At 72.7% G+C, this 20,405-nt stretch carries 19 protein-coding genes and 1 pseudogene; 19 read left to right on the plus strand and 1 reads right to left on the minus strand.

The genetic code is table 11. The annotated features are described in order from the left end of the window. Positions 1–9: 9 nt before the first annotated feature. From ADK52_RS19295 to ftsH, 3 genes are all read left to right on the plus strand, one after another. Positions 10–2,451: a [protein-PII] uridylyltransferase gene (locus ADK52_RS19295; RefSeq protein ID WP_053691084.1), complete on the plus strand. Its 2,442-nt coding sequence runs from the start codon at positions 10–12 to the stop codon at positions 2,449–2,451. Between the two features lie 136 nt (positions 2,452–2,587). After that, positions 2,588–4,159 carry a signal recognition particle protein gene (ffh, locus tag ADK52_RS19300; protein WP_053691085.1) on the plus strand — a complete coding sequence of 524 codons (1,572 nt, stop codon included), beginning with the start codon at positions 2,588–2,590 and terminating at the stop codon, positions 4,157–4,159. Positions 4,160–4,394: 235 nt separating this feature from the next. Continuing rightward, positions 4,395–6,230, plus strand: a complete 1,836-nt coding sequence (ftsH, locus tag ADK52_RS19305) for an ATP-dependent zinc metalloprotease FtsH (protein WP_053691086.1) — start codon at positions 4,395–4,397, stop codon at positions 6,228–6,230. Positions 6,231–6,256: 26 nt separating this feature from the next. On the opposite strand, the gene ADK52_RS19310 is transcribed toward ftsH, so the two are convergent. Further along, entirely contained in the window at positions 6,257–6,934 is a 678-nt protein-coding gene (locus ADK52_RS19310; protein WP_053691087.1) for a hypothetical protein, read from the minus strand. Positions 6,935–7,065: 131 nt separating this feature from the next. Here ADK52_RS19310 and proS point away from each other — a divergent pair, with 131 nt between their 5' ends. The 16 genes and pseudogenes from proS (at position 7,066) to dprA (ending at position 20,202) form a co-directional block, all read left to right on the plus strand. Next, on the plus strand, positions 7,066–8,478 hold the full coding sequence (gene proS, locus ADK52_RS19315; protein WP_053691088.1) for a proline--tRNA ligase: 1,413 nt from the start codon (positions 7,066–7,068) through the stop codon (positions 8,476–8,478). A 212-nt stretch (positions 8,479–8,690) separates the two neighbouring features. Next, complete coding sequence (locus ADK52_RS19320) at positions 8,691–9,290, plus strand: hypothetical protein (protein WP_030298455.1); 600 nt, start codon at positions 8,691–8,693, stop codon at positions 9,288–9,290. A 179-nt stretch (positions 9,291–9,469) separates the two neighbouring features. Beyond that, the gene (gene rpsP / locus ADK52_RS19325; protein WP_030162461.1) at positions 9,470–9,910 is read left to right on the plus strand and encodes a 30S ribosomal protein S16; all 441 of its coding nucleotides are present in this window, start codon (positions 9,470–9,472) and stop codon (positions 9,908–9,910) included. Positions 9,911–9,912: 2 nt separating this feature from the next. Beyond that, complete coding sequence (locus ADK52_RS19330) at positions 9,913–10,152, plus strand: RNA-binding protein (RefSeq protein ID WP_030011889.1); 240 nt, start codon at positions 9,913–9,915, stop codon at positions 10,150–10,152. Positions 10,153–10,245: 93 nt separating this feature from the next. Further along, positions 10,246–10,809 (plus strand): ribosome maturation factor RimM, encoded by a 564-nt coding sequence (gene rimM / locus ADK52_RS19335; RefSeq protein WP_053691089.1) that lies wholly within the window; start codon positions 10,246–10,248, stop codon positions 10,807–10,809. Further along, on the plus strand, positions 10,809–11,630 hold the full coding sequence (gene trmD / locus ADK52_RS19340) for a tRNA (guanosine(37)-N1)-methyltransferase TrmD (protein ID WP_053691090.1): 822 nt from the start codon (positions 10,809–10,811) through the stop codon (positions 11,628–11,630). The genes rimM and trmD overlap by 1 nt, the downstream gene beginning before the upstream one ends. 133 nt (positions 11,631–11,763) lie before the next feature. Beyond that, entirely contained in the window at positions 11,764–12,114 is a 351-nt protein-coding gene (gene rplS / locus ADK52_RS19345) for a 50S ribosomal protein L19 (RefSeq protein ID WP_008737520.1), read from the plus strand. Positions 12,115–12,158: 44 nt separating this feature from the next. Continuing rightward, positions 12,159–12,953, plus strand: coding sequence for a signal peptidase I (gene lepB, locus ADK52_RS19350; RefSeq protein ID WP_078988454.1), 795 nt, complete (start codon positions 12,159–12,161; stop codon positions 12,951–12,953). Between the two features lie 220 nt (positions 12,954–13,173). Then, positions 13,174–14,148 (plus strand): annotated as a pseudogene (gene lepB, locus ADK52_RS19355) (signal peptidase I); the annotation flags it as partial. Beyond that, positions 14,120–15,013 carry a signal peptidase I gene (gene lepB / locus ADK52_RS19360; protein WP_053691091.1) on the plus strand — a complete coding sequence of 298 codons (894 nt, stop codon included), beginning with the start codon at positions 14,120–14,122 and terminating at the stop codon, positions 15,011–15,013. The pseudogene lepB (ADK52_RS19355) and the gene lepB (ADK52_RS19360), both read left to right, overlap by 29 nt. A 44-nt stretch (positions 15,014–15,057) precedes the next feature. Further along, a complete protein-coding gene (gene lepB, locus ADK52_RS19365; RefSeq protein WP_078988455.1) occupies positions 15,058–15,879 on the plus strand; it encodes a signal peptidase I in 822 nt (273 codons plus the stop codon). Then, complete coding sequence (locus tag ADK52_RS19370) at positions 15,869–16,375, plus strand: NUDIX hydrolase (RefSeq protein ID WP_053691092.1); 507 nt, start codon at positions 15,869–15,871, stop codon at positions 16,373–16,375. Before lepB (ADK52_RS19365) ends, ADK52_RS19370 begins: the two co-directional genes overlap by 11 nt. Before the next feature lie 55 nt (positions 16,376–16,430). Next, positions 16,431–16,739 carry a DUF2469 domain-containing protein gene (locus ADK52_RS19375; RefSeq protein WP_006139554.1) on the plus strand — a complete coding sequence of 103 codons (309 nt, stop codon included), beginning with the start codon at positions 16,431–16,433 and terminating at the stop codon, positions 16,737–16,739. 162 nt (positions 16,740–16,901) lie between these two features. Next, positions 16,902–17,273: a YraN family protein gene (locus ADK52_RS19380; protein WP_053691093.1), complete on the plus strand. Its 372-nt coding sequence runs from the start codon at positions 16,902–16,904 to the stop codon at positions 17,271–17,273. Next, a complete protein-coding gene (locus ADK52_RS19385; protein ID WP_053691094.1) occupies positions 17,273–18,913 on the plus strand; it encodes a YifB family Mg chelatase-like AAA ATPase in 1,641 nt (546 codons plus the stop codon). The genes ADK52_RS19380 and ADK52_RS19385 overlap by 1 nt, the downstream gene beginning before the upstream one ends. Next, on the plus strand, positions 18,910–20,202 hold the full coding sequence (dprA, locus tag ADK52_RS19390; protein WP_078988456.1) for a DNA-processing protein DprA: 1,293 nt from the start codon (positions 18,910–18,912) through the stop codon (positions 20,200–20,202). The genes ADK52_RS19385 and dprA overlap by 4 nt, the downstream gene beginning before the upstream one ends. Positions 20,203–20,405 lie beyond the last annotated feature (203 nt).

A 20,405-nucleotide genomic window follows, 5' to 3' on the forward strand; every position in this document is an offset into this window, starting at 1 on the left:
AGCTCCTGGGTGACGAGCGTCGAAGAGACCACGATGAGTGATTCCGACGAACCGTCCGCCTCGGGACCCAGCGGTTACGCCGCGGCCCGGCTGCGACTCCTCCAGGAGGAGTCGCGGTCCGGGCCTTCGCGGCGTTCCGCGCTGGCCGGGCTGACCGACGACTGGCTGAACGCCCTGTTCAGCACGGCCCTGCGGGAGACCGGGGTACGGGGCGCCACCCTCGTCGCCGTCGGCGGCTACGGGCGGGCCGAACTCTCCCCGCGCAGCGACCTCGACCTGCTGCTGCTCCACGACGGCAAGGCGGAGCCGCGCGCGCTGAGCGCGCTGGCCGACCGCATCTGGTACCCCGTGTGGGACCTGGGCGTGGCCCTCGACCACTCGGTGCGGACCCCGGCCGAGGCCCGCAAGACCGCCGCCGAGGACCTCAAGGTGCACCTGGGGCTGCTGGACGCCCGGCCGGTCGCGGGCGACGCGGGGCTCCTCGCGGGCCTGCGCACCTCGGTGCTGGCCGACTGGCGCAACCAGGCCGCCAAGCGGCTCCCGCAGCTGCACGCGCTGTGCCGGGAGCGGGCCGAGCGGGCCGGGGAGCTGCGCTTCCTGCTGGAACCCGACCTCAAGGAGGCCCGCGGCGGGCTCCGCGACGCCACCGCGCTGCGGGCGGTCGCCGCGTCCTGGCTGGCGGACGCCCCGCGCGAGGGGCTGGCCGAGGCCCGGCGGCGGCTGCTGGACGCGCGGGACGCCCTGCACCTGGTGACGGGCCGGGCGACCGACCGGCTCTCGCTCCAGGAACAGGACCAGGTCGCGGCCCAGCTCGGGCTGCTCGACGCGGACGCGCTGCTGCGCGAGGTGTACGAGGCCGCGCGGGTCGTCGCGTACGCCGGGGACGTGACCTGGCGGGAGGTCGGGCGGGTGCTGCGGGCCCGGGCGGCCCGGCCGAGGCTGCGCGGGCTGCTGGGGACGCGGGGGGCCGCGGCGGCCGAGCGGGCGCCGCTCGCGGAGGGGGTCGTGGAGTCCGACGGCGAGGCCGTCCTGGCCCTGGCCGCCCGGCCCGACCGGGACCCGGTGCTCGCGCTGCGGTTCGGGGCCGCGGCCGCGCAGGCCGGGCTGCCGGTCTCGCTGCACGCCGTACGAAGGCTCGCGGCGCAGGCCAAGCCGCTGCCCGTGCCGTGGCCCGCCGAGGCGCGGGAGCAGCTGCTGACCCTGCTGGGGGCGGGGGAGCCGACCGTCGCGGTCTGGGAGGCCCTGGAAGCGGAGGGGCTGATCACCCGGCTGCTGCCCGACTGGGAACGGGTGCGGTGCCGGCCGCAGCGCAATCCCGTCCACACCTGGACGGTGGACCGGCACCTGGTGGAGACGGCGGTACGGGCCTCCGCCCTGACCCGTCGGGTCGGCCGGCCCGACCTGCTGCTGATGGCCGCCCTGCTGCACGACATCGGCAAGGGCTGGCCGGGGGACCACTCGGTGGCGGGCGAGACGATCGCCCACGACGTGGCCGTACGCGTGGGCTTCGACGAGCGGGACGCCTCCGTGCTGGGCGTGCTCGTACGGCACCACCTGCTGCTGATCGACACCGCGACCCGGCGCGACCTCGACGATCCCGCGACGGTCCGGTCGGTCGCGGAGGCCGTGGGATCGCTCGGCACGCTGGAGATCCTGCACGCCCTGACCGAGGCGGACGCGCTGGCCACCGGCCCGGCGGCGTGGAGCACGTGGCGGGGCTCGCTGGTGGCGGACCTGGTGGCGCGGGTGGCCTCGGTGCTGCGCGGCGCGCCGCCCGCCGCGGCGGAGCCGGCCATCGCGACGACCGACCAGGAACGCCTCGCGGTGGAGGCGCTGCGCACCGGGGAGCCGGTCCTGGCGCTGCACGCGCGCCAGGAGGAGGACGACGCGGTCGGGGTCGAGCTGGTGGTGGCGGTCCCGGACCAGCCGGGGGTGCTCCCGGCGGTGGCCGGCGTACTGGCCCTGCACCGGCTCACGGTCCGGGCCGCGGACCTGCGCTCGCTGGAGCTGGCCGAGCTGACGGGCGAGGTGCTCGTCCTGCGCTGGCGGGTGGCGGCGGAGTACGGGGCGCTGCCGGAGGCGGCGCGGCTGCGGACGGACCTGATCCGGGCGCTGGACGGCTCGCTGGACGTCCCGGCGAAGCTGGCGGACCGCGAGGCGGCGTACCCGCGGCGGCGCGGGGTGGTCCCGCCGCCGCCCCGGGTGACGGTGGTCCCGGAGGTGTCCTCGCTGGCCACGGTCCTGGAGGTGCGGGCTCCGGACGCGGTGGGCCTGCTGCACCGGATCGGGCGCGCCCTGGAATCCTCCGGGGTGCGGGTGCGCAGCGCGCACGTCTCGACGCTGGGCGCCAACGCGGTGGACTCCCTGTACGTGGTGGACACCGACGGCAAACCGCTGCCGTCCGCCGCCGCGGCGGCCCTGGCCGCCACCCTGGAGGCCGCCCTCCGCTGACCCGGGGCCGGGGGCCCGCCGCACGGCGTCCGGGGGCGGAGTCCGGGGCCGGAAACAGGCGGGTCCCCGGACCGGGGGAGGGCCCGATACCCTGGGGGGCGACCACACGCCCCCGACCCGAGGAATCGCGACCACCGTGTTCGATACGCTTTCCGACCGCCTCAGCGCGACCTTCAAGTCCCTCCGGGGCAAGGGCCGCCTCTCCGAGCAGGACATCGACGCTGCGGCGCGGGAAATCCGTATCGCCCTCCTCGAGGCCGACGTCGCCCTCCCCGTCGTCCGTTCCTTCATCGCGAACGTCAAGGAGCGCGCCCGCGGCGAAGAGGTCTCCAAGGCCCTGAACCCGGGCCAGCAGGTCCTCAAGATCGTCAACGACGAGCTCGTCTCGATCCTCGGCGGCGAGACCCGGCGGCTGCGCTTCGCCAAGACCGCGCCCACCGTGATCATGCTCGCCGGTCTCCAGGGTGCCGGTAAGACCACCCTCGCCGGAAAGCTCGGCCTCTGGCTCAAGGGCCAGGGCCACTCCCCGCTGCTCGTCGCCTGCGACCTCCAGCGCCCCAACGCCGTCAACCAGCTCAGCGTCGTCGCCGAGCGCGCGGGCGTCGCGGTCTACGCGCCCGCCCCCGGCAACGGCGTCGGCGACCCGGTGCAGGTGGCCAAGGACTCCATCGAGTACGCCCGCACCAAGCAGTACGACATCGTCATCGTCGACACCGCCGGCCGTCTCGGCATCGACTCCGAGCTGATGCAGCAGGCCGCGGACATCCGCGACGCCGTCAGCCCCGACGAGATCCTCTTCGTCGTCGACGCCATGATCGGCCAGGACGCGGTCAACACCGCCGAGGCCTTCCGCGACGGCGTCGGCTTCGACGGCGTCGTGCTCTCCAAGCTCGACGGCGACGCCCGGGGCGGTGCCGCGCTCTCCATCGCGCACGTCACCGGCAAGCAGATCATGTTCGCCTCGAACGGCGAGAAGCTCGACGAGTTCGACGCGTTCCACCCCGACCGCATGGCGGGCCGGATCCTCGACATGGGTGACATGCTCACCCTCATCGAGCAGGCCGAGAAGACCTTCAGCCAGGCCGAAGCCGAGAAGATGGCGGCCAAGCTGGCCAAGGGCCCCAAGGAGTTCACGCTCGACGACTTCCTGGCCCAGATGGAGCAGGTCCGCAAGATGGGCTCCATCTCCAAGCTGCTCGGCATGCTCCCCGGCATGGGGCAGATCAAGGACCAGATCAACAACATCGACGAGCGCGACGTCGACCGCACCGCCGCGATCATCAAGTCGATGACCCCGGCCGAGCGCCACGACCCGCACATCATCAACGGCTCGCGCCGCGCCCGTATCGCCAAGGGTTCCGGCGTCGAGGTCAGCGCCGTCAAGAACCTCGTCGAGCGCTTCTTCGATGCCCGCAAGATGATGTCCCGCATGGCCCAGGGCGGCGGCATGCCCGGGATGCCGGGCATCCCCGGGATGGGCGGCGGCCCCGGCCGGCAGAAGAAGCAGATCAAGCAGGCCAAGGGCAAGCGCAAGAGCGGCAACCCGATGAAGCGCAAGGAAGAGGAGGCGGCGGCAGCCGCCCGCCGCGAGCAGGGCCCGCAGAGCGCCCCGCCCGCGACCGGCAGCCCGTTCGGCCTTCCCGCCGGCGGCGGCCAGCCCGGCCAGGACTTCGACCTTCCGGACGAGTTCAAGAAGTTCATGAAGTAAGCCGCGGCCTGACGAGGGCGTACGGACGTACGGAAAGGGCCCTGGCGGGATCATCCCGCCAGGGCCCTTCCTCGTACGTCCTGCGGGCGCAATCGGGCGTTATATCCCTTATGGTCGGCCACGAGGACGGCAGTAAGGAGGCCACGTGCCCAGCCCCACCCCCGTACCGCCTCGCGAACGCGCCGACACGCCCTGGCGTTCCGAGGGCGCGCCGACGCCGCCGCCCAAGAGGAAGATGCCCGGGGGCTGGAGCGGACTCGTCCTCGCCGCACTGATCGTCTTCCTGCTCGCCAACGTGGCCCTGTCGTACTTCAACCAGGGCGACGAGCCGACCATCTCGTACACGGAGTTCAGCAAGCAGGTCGCCGACGGCAACGTCTCGAAGATCTACTCCAAGGGCGACGCCATCCAGGGCGAGCTGAAGAACAAGCAGCCCCTGCCCGACGGCGACAAGGGCGACTACACGAAGTTCGTCACCCAGCGCCCGGCCTTCGCCGACGACGACCTGTGGGCGAACCTCAGCAAGCACAACGTCGTCGTCACGGCCTCCCCGGTCGTCGTGCAGCGCAGCTTCCTGGCCAACCTGCTGATCTCGCTCGCCCCGATGCTGCTGCTGGTCCTCCTGTGGGTGTTCATCGCCCGCCGCATGGGCTCGGCCATGGGCGGTGTCGGCGGGCTGGGCCGCAAACAGCCGCCCAAACCCGTCGAGCTGGAGGGCGGCAAGCGCACCACCTTCGCCGACGTGGCCGGCATCGACGAGGTCAAGGGCGAGCTCAACGACGTAGTGGACTTCCTCAAGAACCCCGAGCAGTACCGGGCCCTGGGCGCCAGGATGCCCGGCGGGGTGCTGCTCGCCGGCCCGCCCGGCACGGGCAAGACCCTGCTGGCGCGGGCGGTCGCGGGCGAGGCCGGGGTGCCGTTCTTCTCCGCCTCCGCCTCCGAGTTCATCGAGATGATCGTCGGCGTGGGCGCCTCCCGGGTCCGCGAACTCTTCTCCGAGGCACGGAAGGTGGCCCCCGCGATCGTCTTCATCGACGAGATCGACACCATCGGCCGGGCCCGCGGCGGCGGGGCCGCCATGGGCGGCCACGACGAGCGCGAACAGACCCTGAACCAGATCCTGACCGAGATGGACGGCTTCTCCGGCTCGGAGGGCGTCGTCGTCCTCGCCGCCACCAACCGGCCCGACGTCCTCGATCCGGCGCTCACCCGCCCCGGCCGCTTCGACCGCACGGTGTCGGTCTCCCCGCCCGACCGGGCCGGGCGCGAGGCCATCCTGCGCATCCACACCCGGGACATCCCGCTCGCCGCCGACGCGGACCTCGACCAGGTGGCCCGCACCACCCCCGGCATGACCGGCGCGGACCTCGCCAACCTGGCCAACGAAGCCGCCCTCCTCGCGGTGAAGCGCAAGCAGAGCCAGGTCACCCGGGCCGACTTCATGGACGCCCTGGAAAAGGTCCAGCTGGGCGCCGCGCGGTCACTGGTCATGCCGGAGGAGGAACGCCGCCGCACGGCCTACCACGAGAGCGGCCACGCCCTGCTGGGCATGCTCCAGCCGGGCGCCGACCCGGTCCGCAAGATCACGATCGTGCCGCGCGGCCGGGCGCTCGGCGTCACCCTCTCGACCCCCGACGCGGACCGCTACTCGTACACGGAGGAGTACCTGCGCGGCCGCATCATCGGGGCGCTGGGCGGGATGGCGGCCGAGCACGTCGTGTTCGACGTCATCACCACGGGCGCGGAGAACGACCTGGAACAGGTCACCAACCTCGCCCGCGGCATGGTCGGCCGCTGGGGCATGAGCGAGCGCGTCGGCCGCCTCACCGCGATCCCGGCGGACGCGCAGAGTCCGTACGGGCTCCTGGCCGCCCCCGCCACCCTCGACGTCGTGGACCACGAGATGCGGCGCATCGTCGACGAGTGCTACGCGGAGGCCTGCCGGCTGCTGCGCGAACACCGGCCGAAACTCGACACGCTGACCGAGGCCCTGCTGGCGAACGAGACCCTCGACGAGCCGGCCGCCTACGAGGCCGCGGGCATCCCCCGCCTCTCGAAGGAGGCGAAGTAGCGGCGCGGGCCCCGCGGCCGCCACGGCTACGGAACGCGGGCGATCACGTAGCGGAAGATGTTCGGCAGCCACACGGCGCCGTCCGGCCGCTCGTACGGGTGAAGCGCCTCGGTCAGCTCCTTCTCGACCTGCGCCGGATCGGACGCGGCCTCGTACAGCCCCGTCGACAGCAGCCCCCGGACCGCGCTGTCCACGTCCGCGTACCCGAAGGGGCAGAACACCCGGCCCGATCCGTCGGGCGTGAGACCGGCCCGCGCCACCTCCGCGTCCAGGTCCCGCGGCGCGGGACCGCCGCCCAGGACCGCGGGCACCGTGCACCGCTCGGCCGGGCCCCAGTCGGCCAGCACCACCGCCCCGCCCCGCCGGACCGCCGGCAGGGCCGCGTCCAGGGCCGCCGCGGAGGGGGAGAAGGCCAGCAGCACGTCGTACGGGCGCGCGCCGTCCGGCGGGGCCGGGACCACCTCCAGCAGCCGCTCGCGCGCCAGCGCCCGCCGCGCCGGGTCCGCCTCCACCCCCGTGGCGGCTACTCCCCGCCCCGCGGCCAGCAGCAGGGCCAGGCCCGCCCCGCAGTCCAGGCCGAGCAGCCGGTCGCCCGGCCCGACCTCCAGCCGGTCGTAGACCGCTTCGTACAGCGGTACCAGCATCCGTTCCTGGATCTCCGCCCAGTCCCGGGCGACGAGCGTCGCCGTCGGCGTCGGTGTCATCGAAAGAGCGCTCCTGATTCCTTGTCGCCCCCTTGCCCCCGTTGCCAGAGAACTCCCCATTCGCCCCCGCGTCCAGAGGAGTGCGCCACCCGATTCACGCTCGACGCGCCCGGCGCCGTACCATTCGCGCCATGGCAAAGGCACCCGTTCTCACCCCCCAGGCGGAGGATTTCCCCCGCTGGTACCAGGATCTGATCAACAAGGCCGAGCTGGCCGACAACGGTCCGGTACGCGGCACCATGGTCATCCGACCGTACGGCTACGGGCTGTGGGAGCGGATGCAGCAGGAGATGGACGCGCGCATCAAGGACGCGGGCGCCCAGAACGCGTACTTCCCGCTGTTCATCCCGCAGTCGTACCTGACGCGCGAAGCCGAGCACGTCGAGGGCTTCGCCCCCGAGCTCGCCGTCGTCACGCACGGCGGCGGCAAGGAGCTCGAAGAGCCGGTCGTGGTCCGGCCCACCTCCGAGACGATCATCAACGACTACTTCTCGAAGTGGGTCCAGAGCTACCGCGACCTGCCCCTTCTGATCAACCAGTGGGCGAACGTGGTCCGCTGGGAGATGCGCCCGCGCGTCTTCCTCCGTACGAGTGAGTTCCTCTGGCAGGAGGGCCACACCGCCCACGCCACGTACGAGGACGCCCGCGACTACGCCGCCCGCATCCACACGGACGTGTACGGCGACTTCATGACGAACGTGCTCGGCATCGACGTCGTGCTCGGCCGCAAGACCGCCAAGGAGCGCTTCGCCGGCGCCATCAACACCCTCACCCTCGAGGGCATGATGGGCGACGGCAAGGCGCTGCAGCTGGGCACGAGCCACGAGCTCGGCACCAACTTCGCCAAGGCCTTCAACACGCAGTACCTGTCGAAGGAAGGCAAGCAGGAGCTCGTCTGGCAGACCTCGTGGGGCGTCTCGACCCGCATGGTCGGCGGTCTGATCATGTCCCACGGCGACGACAACGGCCTCCGCGTCCCGCCGCGCCTGGCGCACATCCAGGTCGTCGTCATGGCGATCAAGGGCGACGAGGCCGTCACCAAGGTCCGCGAGCTCGGCGCGCAGCTGAAGGCCGCCGGCCTCCGCGTGCACGTCGACGACCGCGTCGACACCCCCTTCGGCCGCCGTGCCGTGGACTGGGAGCTCAAGGGCGTACCGGTCCGCGTGGAGATCGGCCCCCGCGACCTGGAAGCCGGCACCGCGATGCTGGCCCGCCGGATCCCGGGCGGCAAGGAGCCCGTGCAGATCGACGCCCTCGCCGACCTGCTGCCCAAGGTCCTCGACGAGGACCAGGCGCAGCTGCTGCGCGAGTCCCGCGAGCGCCGCCTGGCCCGTACCTCCGACGTCTCCACCATCGAGGAGGCCGCCGAGGCCGCCATCGCCGGCGGCTGGGCGCGGATCCCGTGGGCCGACCTCGGCCCCGAGGGCGAGGCCAAGCTGGGCGAGCAGGCCGTCTCCGTACGCTGCCTGATCGCCGCGGACGGGTCGGTTCCGGAGGCGGACGACGCCCCCGGTACGCTCGCGATCGTCGCGCGCTCGTACTGATCGCCGCCGTCTGACCAGGGACCGGCCCCCGCGCACGGCACGAGCCGCGCGCCGGGGGCCGGTCCTGTTGGTCGACGTTACGTACCGACTCATCCTGGGATCGGCGCACCCGTCCTCGTCGCGACGCATGAGACTGAACTGACTGGTACGTGCAAAAAATTTGGAATGGCCCGGAATCGGAACACCGGGGCACCCCGGCTCGTTGTCACGACGTGAGCACGACACCACCTGTTCTCGCCGCAGAGCTGGCGCAGGCGTGGGCCGACATTCAGCGGTACCACCCCGAGCTGCCTGACCTTGCCGCGCCCGAGTCCCTGATCGGAGAGTCCTCGTCCGCCTGCGGCGCCGAGCTCTCCTTCGAGCGACTGCTGCACGAGGCAGTCCACGGCATCGCAGCCGCCCGAGGAGTGCGCGACACCTCGCGGGCAGGCCGCTACCACAACCGCAGATTCCTCGCGATCGCCGAGGAGATGGGGCTGGACCACTCCGACGAGCCGCACGCCAGCAGCGGCTTCTCCCTGGTCTCGCTCAATCCCGAGGCGAAGAAGCGCTACCGCCCCACCATGGAGCGCCTTCAGCGCGCGCTGAAGGCGCACACGGCCGCGACGGCCGCCGACACCAAGCGCAGCTTCCGCGGGCCGGCCGCCCGGCACGGCTCCTCCGGTGGCGGTGTCCGCGTCAAGGCGGTCTGCGACTGCGGGCGCAACGTGCGGGTGGTCCCCTCCGTGCTGGCCCAGGCGCCGATCGTGTGCGGCGGCTGTATGAAGCCGTTCCGCATCCCCGAGGTCGCCGTCTCGGCGGCCGCCTCCTGAGCCCGGCCGACTCCCCGCGAGAAGCGCCGCAGGCATGTGGCACAATGGCTAGCTGTACTCGACAGTCGCATAGGACCCCTCTCTCCTCCGGCTGACGCGTCCATCGGGCACCCGAGTACCGCAACCCCACGTGGCATCTCATGTGCCCAACCACGTCAAGTTCAGGAGACACCACTCCAGTGGCAGTCAAGATCAAGCTCAAGCGCCTCGGCAAGATTCGCCAGCCGCACTACCGCATCGTCGTCGCCGACGCCCGCACCCGCCGGGACGGTCGCGCGATCGAAGAGATCGGTATCTACCACCCGACCTACAACCCGTCGCGCATCGAGGTCAACGCCGAGCGTGCGCAGTACTGGCTGTCGGTCGGCGCCCAGCCCACCGAGGCTGTGCTCGCCATCCTGAAGCTGACCGGTGACTGGCAGGCGCACAAGGGCCTCCCGGCCCCCGCGCCGCTGCTGCAGCCGGAGACGAAGGAGAGCAAGCGTCGCTCCTTCGACGAGTTCGCCAAGGCCCTCGAGGGCATCGGCGAGACCAAGGGCGAGGCCATCACGCAGAAGGCGAAGAAGGCCGACAAGAAGGCGGACGAGGCTGAGGCCGCCGCCGAGTCGACCGAGGCCTGATCATGCTCGAGGAGGCTCTTGAGCACCTCGTAAAGGGCATTGTGGACAACCCCGACGAAGTGCAGGTCGCCTCGCGCAACCTGCGTCGTGGGCAGGTGCTCGAGGTCCGGGTTCACCCGGACGACCTCGGGAAGGTGATCGGCCGTAACGGCCGCACCGCGCGTGCCCTGCGTACCGTCGTGGGCGCCATCGGCGGCCGGGGGATCCGCGTCGACCTCGTCGACGTGGACCAGGTCCGCTGAGACTTGGTTCATTGAGAACGTGAATCACCGGCACGGGCCGGGGAGGGCATTCGTGCCCGCCCCGGCCCGTCGTCGTCTGAACAGGAGAACTAGGTGGAGCTGGTAGTCGCGCGGATCGGCCGCGCCCACGGGATCAAGGGTGAGGTCAGCGTCGAGGTGCGGACCGACGAGCCGGAGCTTCGGCTCTCGCCCGGTGCCGTCCTGCGGACCGAACCGGCGTCGGCGGGTCCGCTGACCATCGAGACGGGCCGCGTGCACAGCGGGAGGCTGATGCTCCGCTTCGCCGGCGTCAAGGACCGCACCGCCGCCGAGGGGCTGCGCAACATCCTGCTGATCGCCGACGTCGACCCCTCGGAGCTCCCCGAGGAAGAAGACGAGTACTACGACCACCAGCTGATGGACCTGGACGTGGTGCTGGAGGACGGTACCGAGATCGGCCGGATCACCGAGATCTCCCACCTGCCCTCGCAGGACCTCTTCATCGTCGAGCGTCCCGACGGCACCGAGGTGATGATCCCCTTCGTCGAGGAGATCGTCGCCGAGATCGACCTGGAGGAGCAGCGCTGCGTCATCACCCCGCCGCCCGGGCTGATCGACGACCGCGCCGAGATCGTCTCCACGCGTGACGACGGGGCCGAGGCCGGGGAAGAAGCCTGATGCGTCTCGACGTCGTCACGATCTTCCCCGAGTACCTGGAGCCGCTGAACGTCTCCCTCGTCGGCAAGGCGCGGGTCCGCGGGCAGCTCGACGTACACGTCCACGACCTGCGGGACTGGACGTACGACCGGCACAACACGGTCGACGACACCCCGTACGGCGGCGGCCCCGGCATGGTCATGAAGACCGAGCCGTGGGGCGAGGCCCTCGACGAGGCCCTGGCCGACGGATACGAGTCCGGCGCGCGCGGCCCGGTCATGGTCGTGCCCACGCCCAGCGGCCGCCCGTTCACCCAGGAACTGGCCGTCGAGCTCTCCGAGCGGCCCTGGCTGATCTTCACGCCGGCCCGGTACGAGGGCATCGACCGCCGGGTCATGGACGAGTACGCCACGCGCATGCCGGTCTACGAGGTCTCCATCGGCGACTACGTGCTGGCGGGCGGCGAGGCCGCCGTCCTGGTGGTCACCGAGGCCGTGGCCCGGCTGCTGCCCGGAGTGCTCGGCAACGCCGAATCGCACCGCGACGACTCCTTCGCACCCGGCGAGATGGCCAACCTGCTGGAGGGGCCGGTCTACACGAAGCCCCCGGAGTGGCGCGGCCGGGGCATCCCGGACGTGCTGCTCAGCGGCCACCACGGGAAGATCGCCCGCTGGCGCAGGGACGAGGCCTTCCGCCGCACCGCGCGGCACCGCCCCGACCTGATCGAGCGCTGCGAGGCCTCCGCCTTCGACAAGAAGGACCGCGAGATCCTGAGCATCCTGGGCTGGCGGCCCACCGCCGACGGCCGATTTTGGCGTAGGCCGGAGGCCGTGGAAGAATAGGCGGCTGCTGTGTGCTCGCGTGCGCCCCTGCCACAGGGGGACAGTCGCCCGCCGAGTGTCGCGGCTCCCGAATTCTCTCCGGAAACCCGCACCGGCGGCCTGTGGCGTCGTGCGAAGAAAGCAGACGAAGAACATGTCTCACCTGCTCGATGGCGTCAACGCCGCCTCGATCCGCTCCGACGTCCCGGCCTTCCGCCCGGGTGACACGATCAACGTGCACGTCCGCGTCATCGAGGGCAACCGCTCCCGTATCCAGCAGTTCAAGGGTGTTGTCATCCGTCGCCAGGGCTCTGGCGTCTCCGAGACCTTCACCGTTCGCAAGGTCTCCTTCAGCGTCGGCGTCGAGCGCACCTTCCCGGTGAACTCCCCGATCTTCGAGAAGATCGAGCTCGTCACCCGCGGTGACGTGCGTCGCGCCAAGCTGTACTTCCTCCGTGAGCTCCGCGGCAAGGCCGCGAAGATCAAGGAGAAGCGCGACCGCTGATCTCCTCTCCGGGTCCCGGAGGCGGCCGGATAGGCTCGCCCTCGATGGACACCGAAGCAGAGCTCACACAGCGCGGCCACTCCTCCCCCGAAACGGGGGAGGGGCGGCCGCGTTTTGCGTTGTGGGGACGCCGTGCGCTGCCCGGGTGGCGGGGCTTCCTGACCGTGCGGGGCGCCGCGGTGCTCGGCGTGCTCTGCACGGGCTTCCTGCTGCTGGTCAGCAACTTCGTCGTACAGCCCTTCAAGATCCCGAGCCGGTCGATGGAGCCGACGCTCCAGGTCGGGGACCGGGTGCTGGTGAACAAGCTGGCGTACCGTTTCGGCGACCGGCCCCGGCACGGGGACGTGGTGGTCTTCGACGGCACGGGGTCCTTCGTACGCGAGGGGCCCGAGGGAAATCCGATCGGCGAGGCCCTGCACGGCGCGGCCTCCGCACTCGGGATCGGCGAGCCGTCCGAGACCGACTTCGTGAAGCGGGTCGTGGGCGTCGGCGGGGACGACGTGGTGTGCTGCGACGCCGGCGGGCGGATCAAGGTGAACGGGGTCCCGATGGATGAGCCGTACCTGTACCCGGGCGACGCGCCCTCGAAGGTGCCCTTCCGGATCGTCGTACCCCTGGGGACCCTGTGGGTCATGGGTGATCATCGTTCCCAGTCCCGGGATTCCCGGGACCACCTGGGGGAACCGGGCGGGGGGATGGTGCCGGTGGAGAAGGTGATCGGGCGGGCCGACTGGATCGGCTGGCCGGTTTCGCGGTGGGGGTCGGCTCCCACGAGTCCCACGGCCCGTACGGAGACCGTGTCCACGGCGACACCGTCCTCCGGTGGCGGTCATGGGTAGCCGGGGGCGGCCCAGAGGCGGCCGGATCCCCGAGCCGGAGCCGGAGCCCGAGCCGAGGCGGACGCCCCAGCCCGCGCCCGCGTTCTGGCGTGCACCCGAGACTCCGGGCGGCCCCGGGCCCCGGCGGGAGCCCGGGCCCGCCGCGCCCGGGCCCGCCGCGCCCGGGCCCGCCGCGCCCGAGCCTGCCGCGCCCGAGCCCGCCGCGGTCCCCGAGCGGCCGGTGCGGGAGCCCGGGTCGCGGCGAGGTGCCAAGGCGCAACCCGTCGCGGCCGAGAGCGGCGGCCGGGCCGAGCGGCGCCGGCTGGCCCGGCGGGTCAAGCGGCGCAGGCGCACCCGCCGGGTGGGCGAGGTGCCGCTGCTGATCATCGTGGCGCTGTGCATAGCGCTCGTCCTCAAGACCTTCCTCGTGCAGGCCTTCTTCATCCCGTCCGGATCCATGGAGCAGACGATCCGGATCGGCGACCGGGTGCTGGTCGACAAGCTGACGCCGTGGTTCGGCTCCAAGATCGAGCGCGGCGACGTCGTGGTGTTCAAGGACCCCGGCGGCTGGCTCAAGGGCGAGGCCGCGCGCCCGCCCGAGGATCCGGTCGGCGTCAAGCAGATCAAGGAGACGCTGACCTTCATCGGCCTGCTGCCCTCGGCCGACGAACAGGACCTGATCAAGCGGGTCATCGGCGTCGGCGGCGACACCGTCGTGTGCTGCGACGCCAAGGGCCGCGTCACCGTCAACGGGACGGCGCTCGATGAGCCGTACGTGAGTCCCGGCAACGCCCCCTCCGAAATCCGGTTCGAGGTACGGGTGCCCCGCGGGCGGCTCTTCGTGATGGGCGATCACCGGGCGAATTCGGCCGATTCCCGTTTCCACCTCGACGAGGCCTTCGACGGCACCATCGACGAGAAGGGCGTCGTGGGGCAAGCCGTCGTCATCGCCTGGCCGTTCGACCACTGGCGCAAGCTCGAACAGCCCGTGACCTTCCGTTCGGTTCCCGATCCTGCCCCGAGCGGGCGACGCGGCCGCCGACGGCGCCGCCCCGGGCCGCCGTTCGCATAGTGTGTCCTCGGTCTCCCGCGCCTTAGGGAACTCCCGCTCGTTAAGGGAGGGGAGGGCCCGTATGCGATTCGGCGCGGGCGGCGATCTGCGAGGTTGAGGAGTGGATGTGGGGGATGTGGCGGTAGGCGCGCGATCCGGTCGCGATGAAGGCGAGGAGCGGCCGGACGATGCCGAGCGCGAGGCCGAGGACAGTGGTGCCGAGGCGAAGCCGCACCGCTCGTTCTGGAAGGAGCTCCCGCTCCTCATCGGCATCGCCCTGCTGCTCGCCCTGCTGATCAAGACCTTCCTGGTGCAGGCGTTCTCGATCCCGTCCGACTCGATGCAGAACACCCTGCAGCGCGGCGACCGGGTGCTCGTGGACAAGCTGACCCCGTGGTTCGGCTCGGAGCCCGAGCGCGGCGAGGTCGTGGTCTTCCACGACCCGGCGAGCTGGCTGGCCGGGGAGCCCACCCCGGAGCCCAACTTCGCGCAGCAGATCCTCAGCAAGATCGGCCTGATGCCGTCCGCGGACGAGAAGGACCTGATCAAGCGGACCATCGCCATCGGCGGTGACACGGTCGAGTGCAAGAAGGGCGGACCGGTCGTCGTCAACGGCAAGGAGCTCGACGAGCCGTACATCTACCCGGGCAACACCCCGTGCGACGACGCCCCGTTCGGTCCGATCACGGTGCCCAAGGGCAAGATCTGGGTGATGGGCGACCACCGGCAGAACTCGCAGGACTCCCGCTACCACATGCAGGACTCCACCCAGGGCTTCGTGCCGGTCGACAAGGTCGTCGGGCGGGCCGTGGTCGTGGCCTGGCCGATCACCCGCTGGGCGACCCTGCCCATCCCGGACACCTTCGACCAGCCGGGCATCGGCAACCAGACCAAGGCGACCGCGCTGGGCCTCGGGGCCGCCGGCCTCGCGCCCGTCGGGCTCGGTCCGGCCGCGCTGGGCCTGGCCGGAGCGGTTCCGGTCGTGATGTGGCGCCGGCGGAGGCTGACCAGCGGGACTACCGGCAGGTAGGGTGCCGCCCAGGTCGTCGATCCCGGAAGTGTGGGGGCGCTGCAATGGGCGAAACACTGAATACGCAGACAAGCGGTACCGAGGGCATACGCGGTACCGGAGCAACACGCGGTGGCAAGGGCGGCCGCGGCGGTCTCGGCAACGTGCTGTCGGGAGTCGCCGTGGCCGTCGGCTTCGTCCTCTTCCTGGGCGCCTTCGCCTGGGGGGCCTTCACCTACCGGCCGTACACGGTGCCGACCGACTCGATGATGCCGACGGTGAACCCCGGGGACCGCGTGATCGCCCAGCGCATCGACGGCGGTCAGGTGCGGCGCGGCGACGTCGTCGTGTTCATCGACCACGCGTGGAGCGACTCGCCCATGGTCAAGCGCGTCGTCGCCGTCGGCGGCGACACCGTGAAGTGCTGCGGGGCGGGCGGCCGCCTCACCGTCAACGGCCAGGAGCTCGACGAGCCGTACCTCGAGCACGCCCTGCCCGAGGGGGAGCCCGCGAACAGCGCCGCCGTGCCGGCCTCCGACACTCCCTTCGAGGTCACGGTGCCCGAGGGCAACCTCTTCCTGCTGGGCGACCGGCGCGCCGCCTCGCTCGACTCCCGGTCCCACCTCCAGGAGGCCGGCCAGGGCACCGTGCCGCGGTCCGCGGTCCAGGCCCGGGTCGACGCCCTCGCCTGGCCCACGGTGAAGATGCTGGAGCGGCCCGCCACGTACGCCTCCCTTCCCGGGGGGATCTCGCGGCCGGGGCCGCTGCGCCTCCAGGTGGCCGCGGTGCTGGCCGGAGCCGCACTGGTGGTGCTGGGGGCCGCGTACGGGCCCGTCGCACGGGTCCTGGGGCGCGGGCGGCGGCGGGAGCCGGCCGGTGCCCGCTGAGGCGGCCGCCGCGGGCGGGCCCCGCAAGGTGTCCCGGGTGATCCTGCTGGACCCCGCGGACCGGATCCTGCTGCTGCACGGATTCGAACCGGACAATCCCGCGGACCACTGGTGGTTCACCCCGGGCGGCGGGCTCGAAGGCGGCGAGACCAGGGAGCAGGCCGCGCTGCGGGAGCTCGCCGAGGAGACGGGGATCACAGAGGTGGATCTGGGTCCGGTGCTGTGGCAGCGGTACTGCTCGTTCCCGTTCGACGGGCGGCGCTGGGAGCAGGACGAGTGGTACTACCTGGCCCGGACCGCGCGGACGCGGACCGAGATGAGCGGGCTCACCGAGCTGGAGCGACGCAGCGTCAGCGGTGCAAGGTGGTGGACCTCCGAGGAACTTCTCTCGGCCCATGAGACGGTGTACCCGACCAGACTCGCCGAGCTGCTCCGTACGCTGCTCGACGACGGTCCCCCGGGTGAGCCGGTGGTCCTGGCCCCGGAAATCGTTTAGGGGCGCAGGGGCCTGGCGCACAATAGGGGGACGCACGGCTGAAGGGGAACATGCCATGAGCGCCGAGGACCTCGAGAAGTACGAGACCGAGATGGAGCTGAAGCTCTATCGCGAGTACCGCGACGTCGTCGGGCTGTTCAAGTACGTGATCGAGACCGAACGTCGTTTCTACCTCACGAACGACTACGAGATGCAGGTGCACTCGGTCCAGGGGGAGGTGTTCTTCGAGGTCACGATGGCCGACGCCTGGGTGTGGGACATGTACCGGCCGGCCCGCTTCGTGAAGCAGGTGCGGGTGCTGACCTTCAAGGACGTGAACATCGAGGAGCTCAACAAGAGCGATCTCGAGCTGCCGGGCAGCTGACGCCCGGCCCTTCGCCGCCCGTACGCACTCCCGCGCCCACCGCCCCGGCCCTCCCGGTTTCACCCTCAAGGGTGAGGGGGTTGTCCACAATGCCCTCGCTGTCCACCAAGATCCACAGGGTGGGCGGGGCCGCGGGATCGTCGGGGGCGGAGGTGGTGCCCGATGAACGCGAAGGGCGTGGCACAGCAGGCGTTGGGGCGGTACGGCGAGGAGCTCGCGGCGCGGCGGCTGACCGAGGCCGGCATGACGGTGATCGCGCGGAACTGGCGGTGCCGCAGCGGGGAGATCGACATCGTCGCGCGGGACGGGGACGCCCTCGTCGTGTGCGAGGTCAAGACGCGGCGGGCGGGGGATTTCGAACACCCCATGGCCGCCGTCCGCCCCGGCAAGGCCGAGCGACTGCGCCGGCTCGCCGGGCGCTGGCTCGCCGACCACGGCGGACCGCCCCCGGGCGGGGTGCGGATCGACCTCGTGGGAGTCCTGCTGCCGCGGCGCGGTGCGGCCGTGGTGGAGCACGTCCGGGGGGTGGCGTGATGGGGTTCGCGCGAGCCTGCTCGGTGGCCCTGGTGGGTGTCGACGGGGTGGTGGTGGAGGTCCAGGCGGATCTGGAGCCCGGGCTCGCCGCTTTCACCCTGGTGGGGCTGCCCGACAAGACCTTGACCGAGAGCCGGGACCGGGTGCGGGCCGCCGTCGTGAACTCGGGCGCGACCTGGCCGCAGAAGAAGCTCACGGTCGGGCTGAGCCCGGCTTCCGTACCGAAATCGGGTGCGGGGTTCGACCTGGCCGTCGCGGCCGCCGTGCTGGGCGCCGCCGAGGTGGTGGAGCCCGCCGCCATCGCCGATCTGGTGCTCATCGGGGAGCTGGGGCTGGACGGCCGGGTGCGGCCGGTGCGGGGCATCCTGCCGGCGGTCCTCACCGCGGCCGACGCCGGGTACCGGAACGTGGTGGTGCCGCAGCAGTGCGCCGCCGAAGCCATGCTCGTCCCGGACGTCAGCGTGCTGGGAGTGCGCAGCCTGCGCCAGCTGATCGCGGTGCTCACCGACGGGGAGGTCCCCGAGGAGGAACCACCGGATCCGCCGGGGCGGCCCGATCCGATGCTGGCCGGGCTGGTGGTCCCGGGCGCGGGCCTCGGCACCGGGATCTCCCGCGGCGCGGGCCGGGCCGGGGAGGGGGAGCCCCCGGACTTCCCCGACCTCTCCGACGTCGCCGGGCAGCACGGCGCCCGCCGGGCCCTGGAGGTGGCCGCCGCCGGGGGTCACCACCTCTTCCTCAGCGGACCGCCGGGAGCCGGCAAGACGATGCTGGCCGAGCGGATCCCCTGGATCCTCCCGCCGCTCTGCCGGCAGGACTCCCTGGAGGTCACGGCCGTGCACTCGGTCGCCGGGGTGCTGCCGCCCGGGGAACCGCTGGTCGCCCGGCCCCCGTACTGCGCACCGCACCATTCGGCGACCATGCAGTCCCTGGTCGGCGGCGGAGCGGGGGTACCGCGACCCGGGGCGGTCTCCCTGGCCCACCGGGGGGTGCTGTTCCTGGACGAGGCCGCCGAGTTCAGCACCAAGGCGCTGGACGCGCTGCGCCAGCCCCTCGAATCGGGGCACGTGGTGATCGCCCGGGCCGCCGGGGTGGTGCGGCTGCCGGCCAGGTTCCTGATGGTCCTCGCGGCGAACCCCTGCCCGTGCGGGCGCCACACCCTGCTCGGGGCCGGCTGCGAATGCCCGTCATCGGTGATCCGGCGCTACCAGGCCAGGCTGTCGGGGCCGTTGCTTGACCGGGTGGACCTGCGGGTGGAGGTCGAGCCGGTCACCCGCTCCGACCTGCTGGGGCGCGGGGGCCGCGGGGAGTCCACCGAGGTCGTCGCCGACCGGGTGCGGGAGGCCAGGGAGCGCAGCGCGGCCCGGCTCGCCGACACCCCGTGGCGGCTCAACGCCGAGGTGCCCGGGCACGAGCTGCGCACCCGCTGGCAGGCGGCCCCCGGGGCGCTGGCCCAGGCCGAGCGGGATCTGGAGCGCGGACTGCTCACCGCCCGCGGGCTGGACCGGGTGCTGCGGGTGGCCTGGACCGTGGCCGACCTGCGCGGCCGGGACCGCCCCGAGGCCCTGGACGTGGCCGTCGCCCTCGAACTGCGCACCGGCATCGCCCGCGGGGCGGCCCTGGCCATGGGGGCGCAGTCATGAGCGCCCCGGAGGAGCCCGGGCAGCCGCCCGGAGCCGGCCCGGCGGCCGAGCCCGACCCGACCGCCGGGAGGCGGGCGGCGAGTGGGCTCGGGGCGGTCGACGGGTCAGGCCCGGCGGCCGAGCACGACCCGGAGCTGCTGGCGCGGGCCGCGCTGACCCGGGTGTTGGAGCCCGGGGAGGAGCACGGCGGGCGGTGGCTGCGCGAGCACGGCGCCGTCGGGCTGATACGGCTGCTGACCGGTCCGGACACCGCGGCGGCGGCCCTGGCCGGGGTGGGGGAGCAAAGGCTCGTGGGCTACCGCAGACGGGCCGCGCTCGCCGACCCCCGGCGGGACCTGGCGGCGGCCGCCCGCAGCGGCGGGCGGTTCGTCTGCCCCGGCTCCCCGCAGTGGCCGACCCAGCTCGACGACCTCGGCGACGCCCGGCCCATCGGGCTCTGGCTGCGGGGCCGGCCGGACCTGCGGACCTGGGCGCTGCGCTCCGTCGCCGTGGTCGGCGCCCGGGCCTGCACCCCGTACGGCGCGCACATGGCCCAGACCCTGGCCGCCGGACTCGCCGAGCGGGGCTGGGTGGTGGTCTCGGGAGCGGCGTACGGGGTCGACGGCGCGGCCCATCGAGGGGCCCTCGCCTCGGGCGGCGCCACCGCCGCGGTGCTCGCCTGCGGGGTGGACGTCGCCTACCCGCGCGGCCACGCCGAGTTGCTCGGCCGGATCGCCGCGCAGGGGCTGGTGCTGGGGGAGCTGCCGCCCGGCAGCCACCCGACCCCGAGCCGGTTCGTGCTGCGCAACCGGGTCATCGCCGCACTGACCCGGGGCACCGTGGTGGTCGAGGCGGCCCACCGCAGCGGCTCCCTGGTGACGGCCCGGCGGGCCCAGCAGCTCGGGCGGTTCACCATGGGCGTCCCCGGCGCGGCCACCAGCGGGCTCTCGGGCGGGGTGCACGAACTGCTGCGCGGCGAGGCCGTGCTCGTCACGGACGCCGCCGAAGTGGTCGAGCTCGTCGGCGGCATGGGCGAACTGGCCCCAGAACGGCGCGGCCCGGTGCTCGCCCGGGACCTGCTGGACCGCGACACCGCCCGCGTGCTCGAAGCCATGCCGGCGGCCGGCCGCCTCGTGCACGCGGACCAAGTGGCCCTCGCCGCCGGCACCGGCACCGATGAAGTCATCGGCAGACTGTACGAACTTCACTCTCTGGGGTTCGTCGAACGGCAGGGCGAGGTCTGGCAGTTGACCACACAATCACCTGAAGGAGGCACACAAACCGGTGGCGCCCGGCGAGGCGGTCATTGACCTGGGGTGTTCCGGTGAAAGAGTGAAGCCGATGAGAGACGCGGTCTCCCCGGTGGCAGCCGCCGGGACCGAGCGCCAGGCGCCGGTCCCGGGTCGCCCGCGCGAGTCAGGACGCCCCGGTGCCCCTGCGCGATCCCGTACTCTTCGCGCACCGCGACACTTCCGTCACGCTACGCTCCCAAGGAATCCCGCTCCGACAAAGG

The sequence above is a fragment of the Streptomyces sp. WM6372 genome (assembly GCF_001279655.1).
Lineage (GTDB): Bacteria > Actinomycetota > Actinomycetes > Streptomycetales > Streptomycetaceae > Streptomyces.

Coding starts and splice junctions, on each gene's coding strand:
- ftsH (WP_053691086.1), top strand. CDS start 4,395: ATGCCCGGGGGCTGGAGCGGACTCGTCCTCGCCGCACTGATCGTCTTC.
- ADK52_RS19310 (WP_053691087.1), bottom strand. CDS start 6,934: ATGACACCGACGCCGACGGCGACGCTCGTCGCCCGGGACTGGGCGGAG.
- proS (WP_053691088.1), top strand. CDS start 7,066: ATGGCAAAGGCACCCGTTCTCACCCCCCAGGCGGAGGATTTCCCCCGC.
- ADK52_RS19330 (WP_030011889.1), top strand. CDS start 9,913: ATGCTCGAGGAGGCTCTTGAGCACCTCGTAAAGGGCATTGTGGACAAC.
- trmD (WP_053691090.1), top strand. CDS start 10,809: ATGCGTCTCGACGTCGTCACGATCTTCCCCGAGTACCTGGAGCCGCTG.
- rplS (WP_008737520.1), top strand. CDS start 11,764: ATGTCTCACCTGCTCGATGGCGTCAACGCCGCCTCGATCCGCTCCGAC.
- lepB (WP_078988454.1), top strand. CDS start 12,159: ATGGACACCGAAGCAGAGCTCACACAGCGCGGCCACTCCTCCCCCGAA.
- lepB (WP_078988455.1), top strand. CDS start 15,058: ATGGGCGAAACACTGAATACGCAGACAAGCGGTACCGAGGGCATACGC.
- ADK52_RS19375 (WP_006139554.1), top strand. CDS start 16,431: ATGAGCGCCGAGGACCTCGAGAAGTACGAGACCGAGATGGAGCTGAAG.
- ADK52_RS19380 (WP_053691093.1), top strand. CDS start 16,902: ATGAACGCGAAGGGCGTGGCACAGCAGGCGTTGGGGCGGTACGGCGAG.
- ADK52_RS19385 (WP_053691094.1), top strand. CDS start 17,273: ATGGGGTTCGCGCGAGCCTGCTCGGTGGCCCTGGTGGGTGTCGACGGG.
- dprA (WP_078988456.1), top strand. CDS start 18,910: ATGAGCGCCCCGGAGGAGCCCGGGCAGCCGCCCGGAGCCGGCCCGGCG.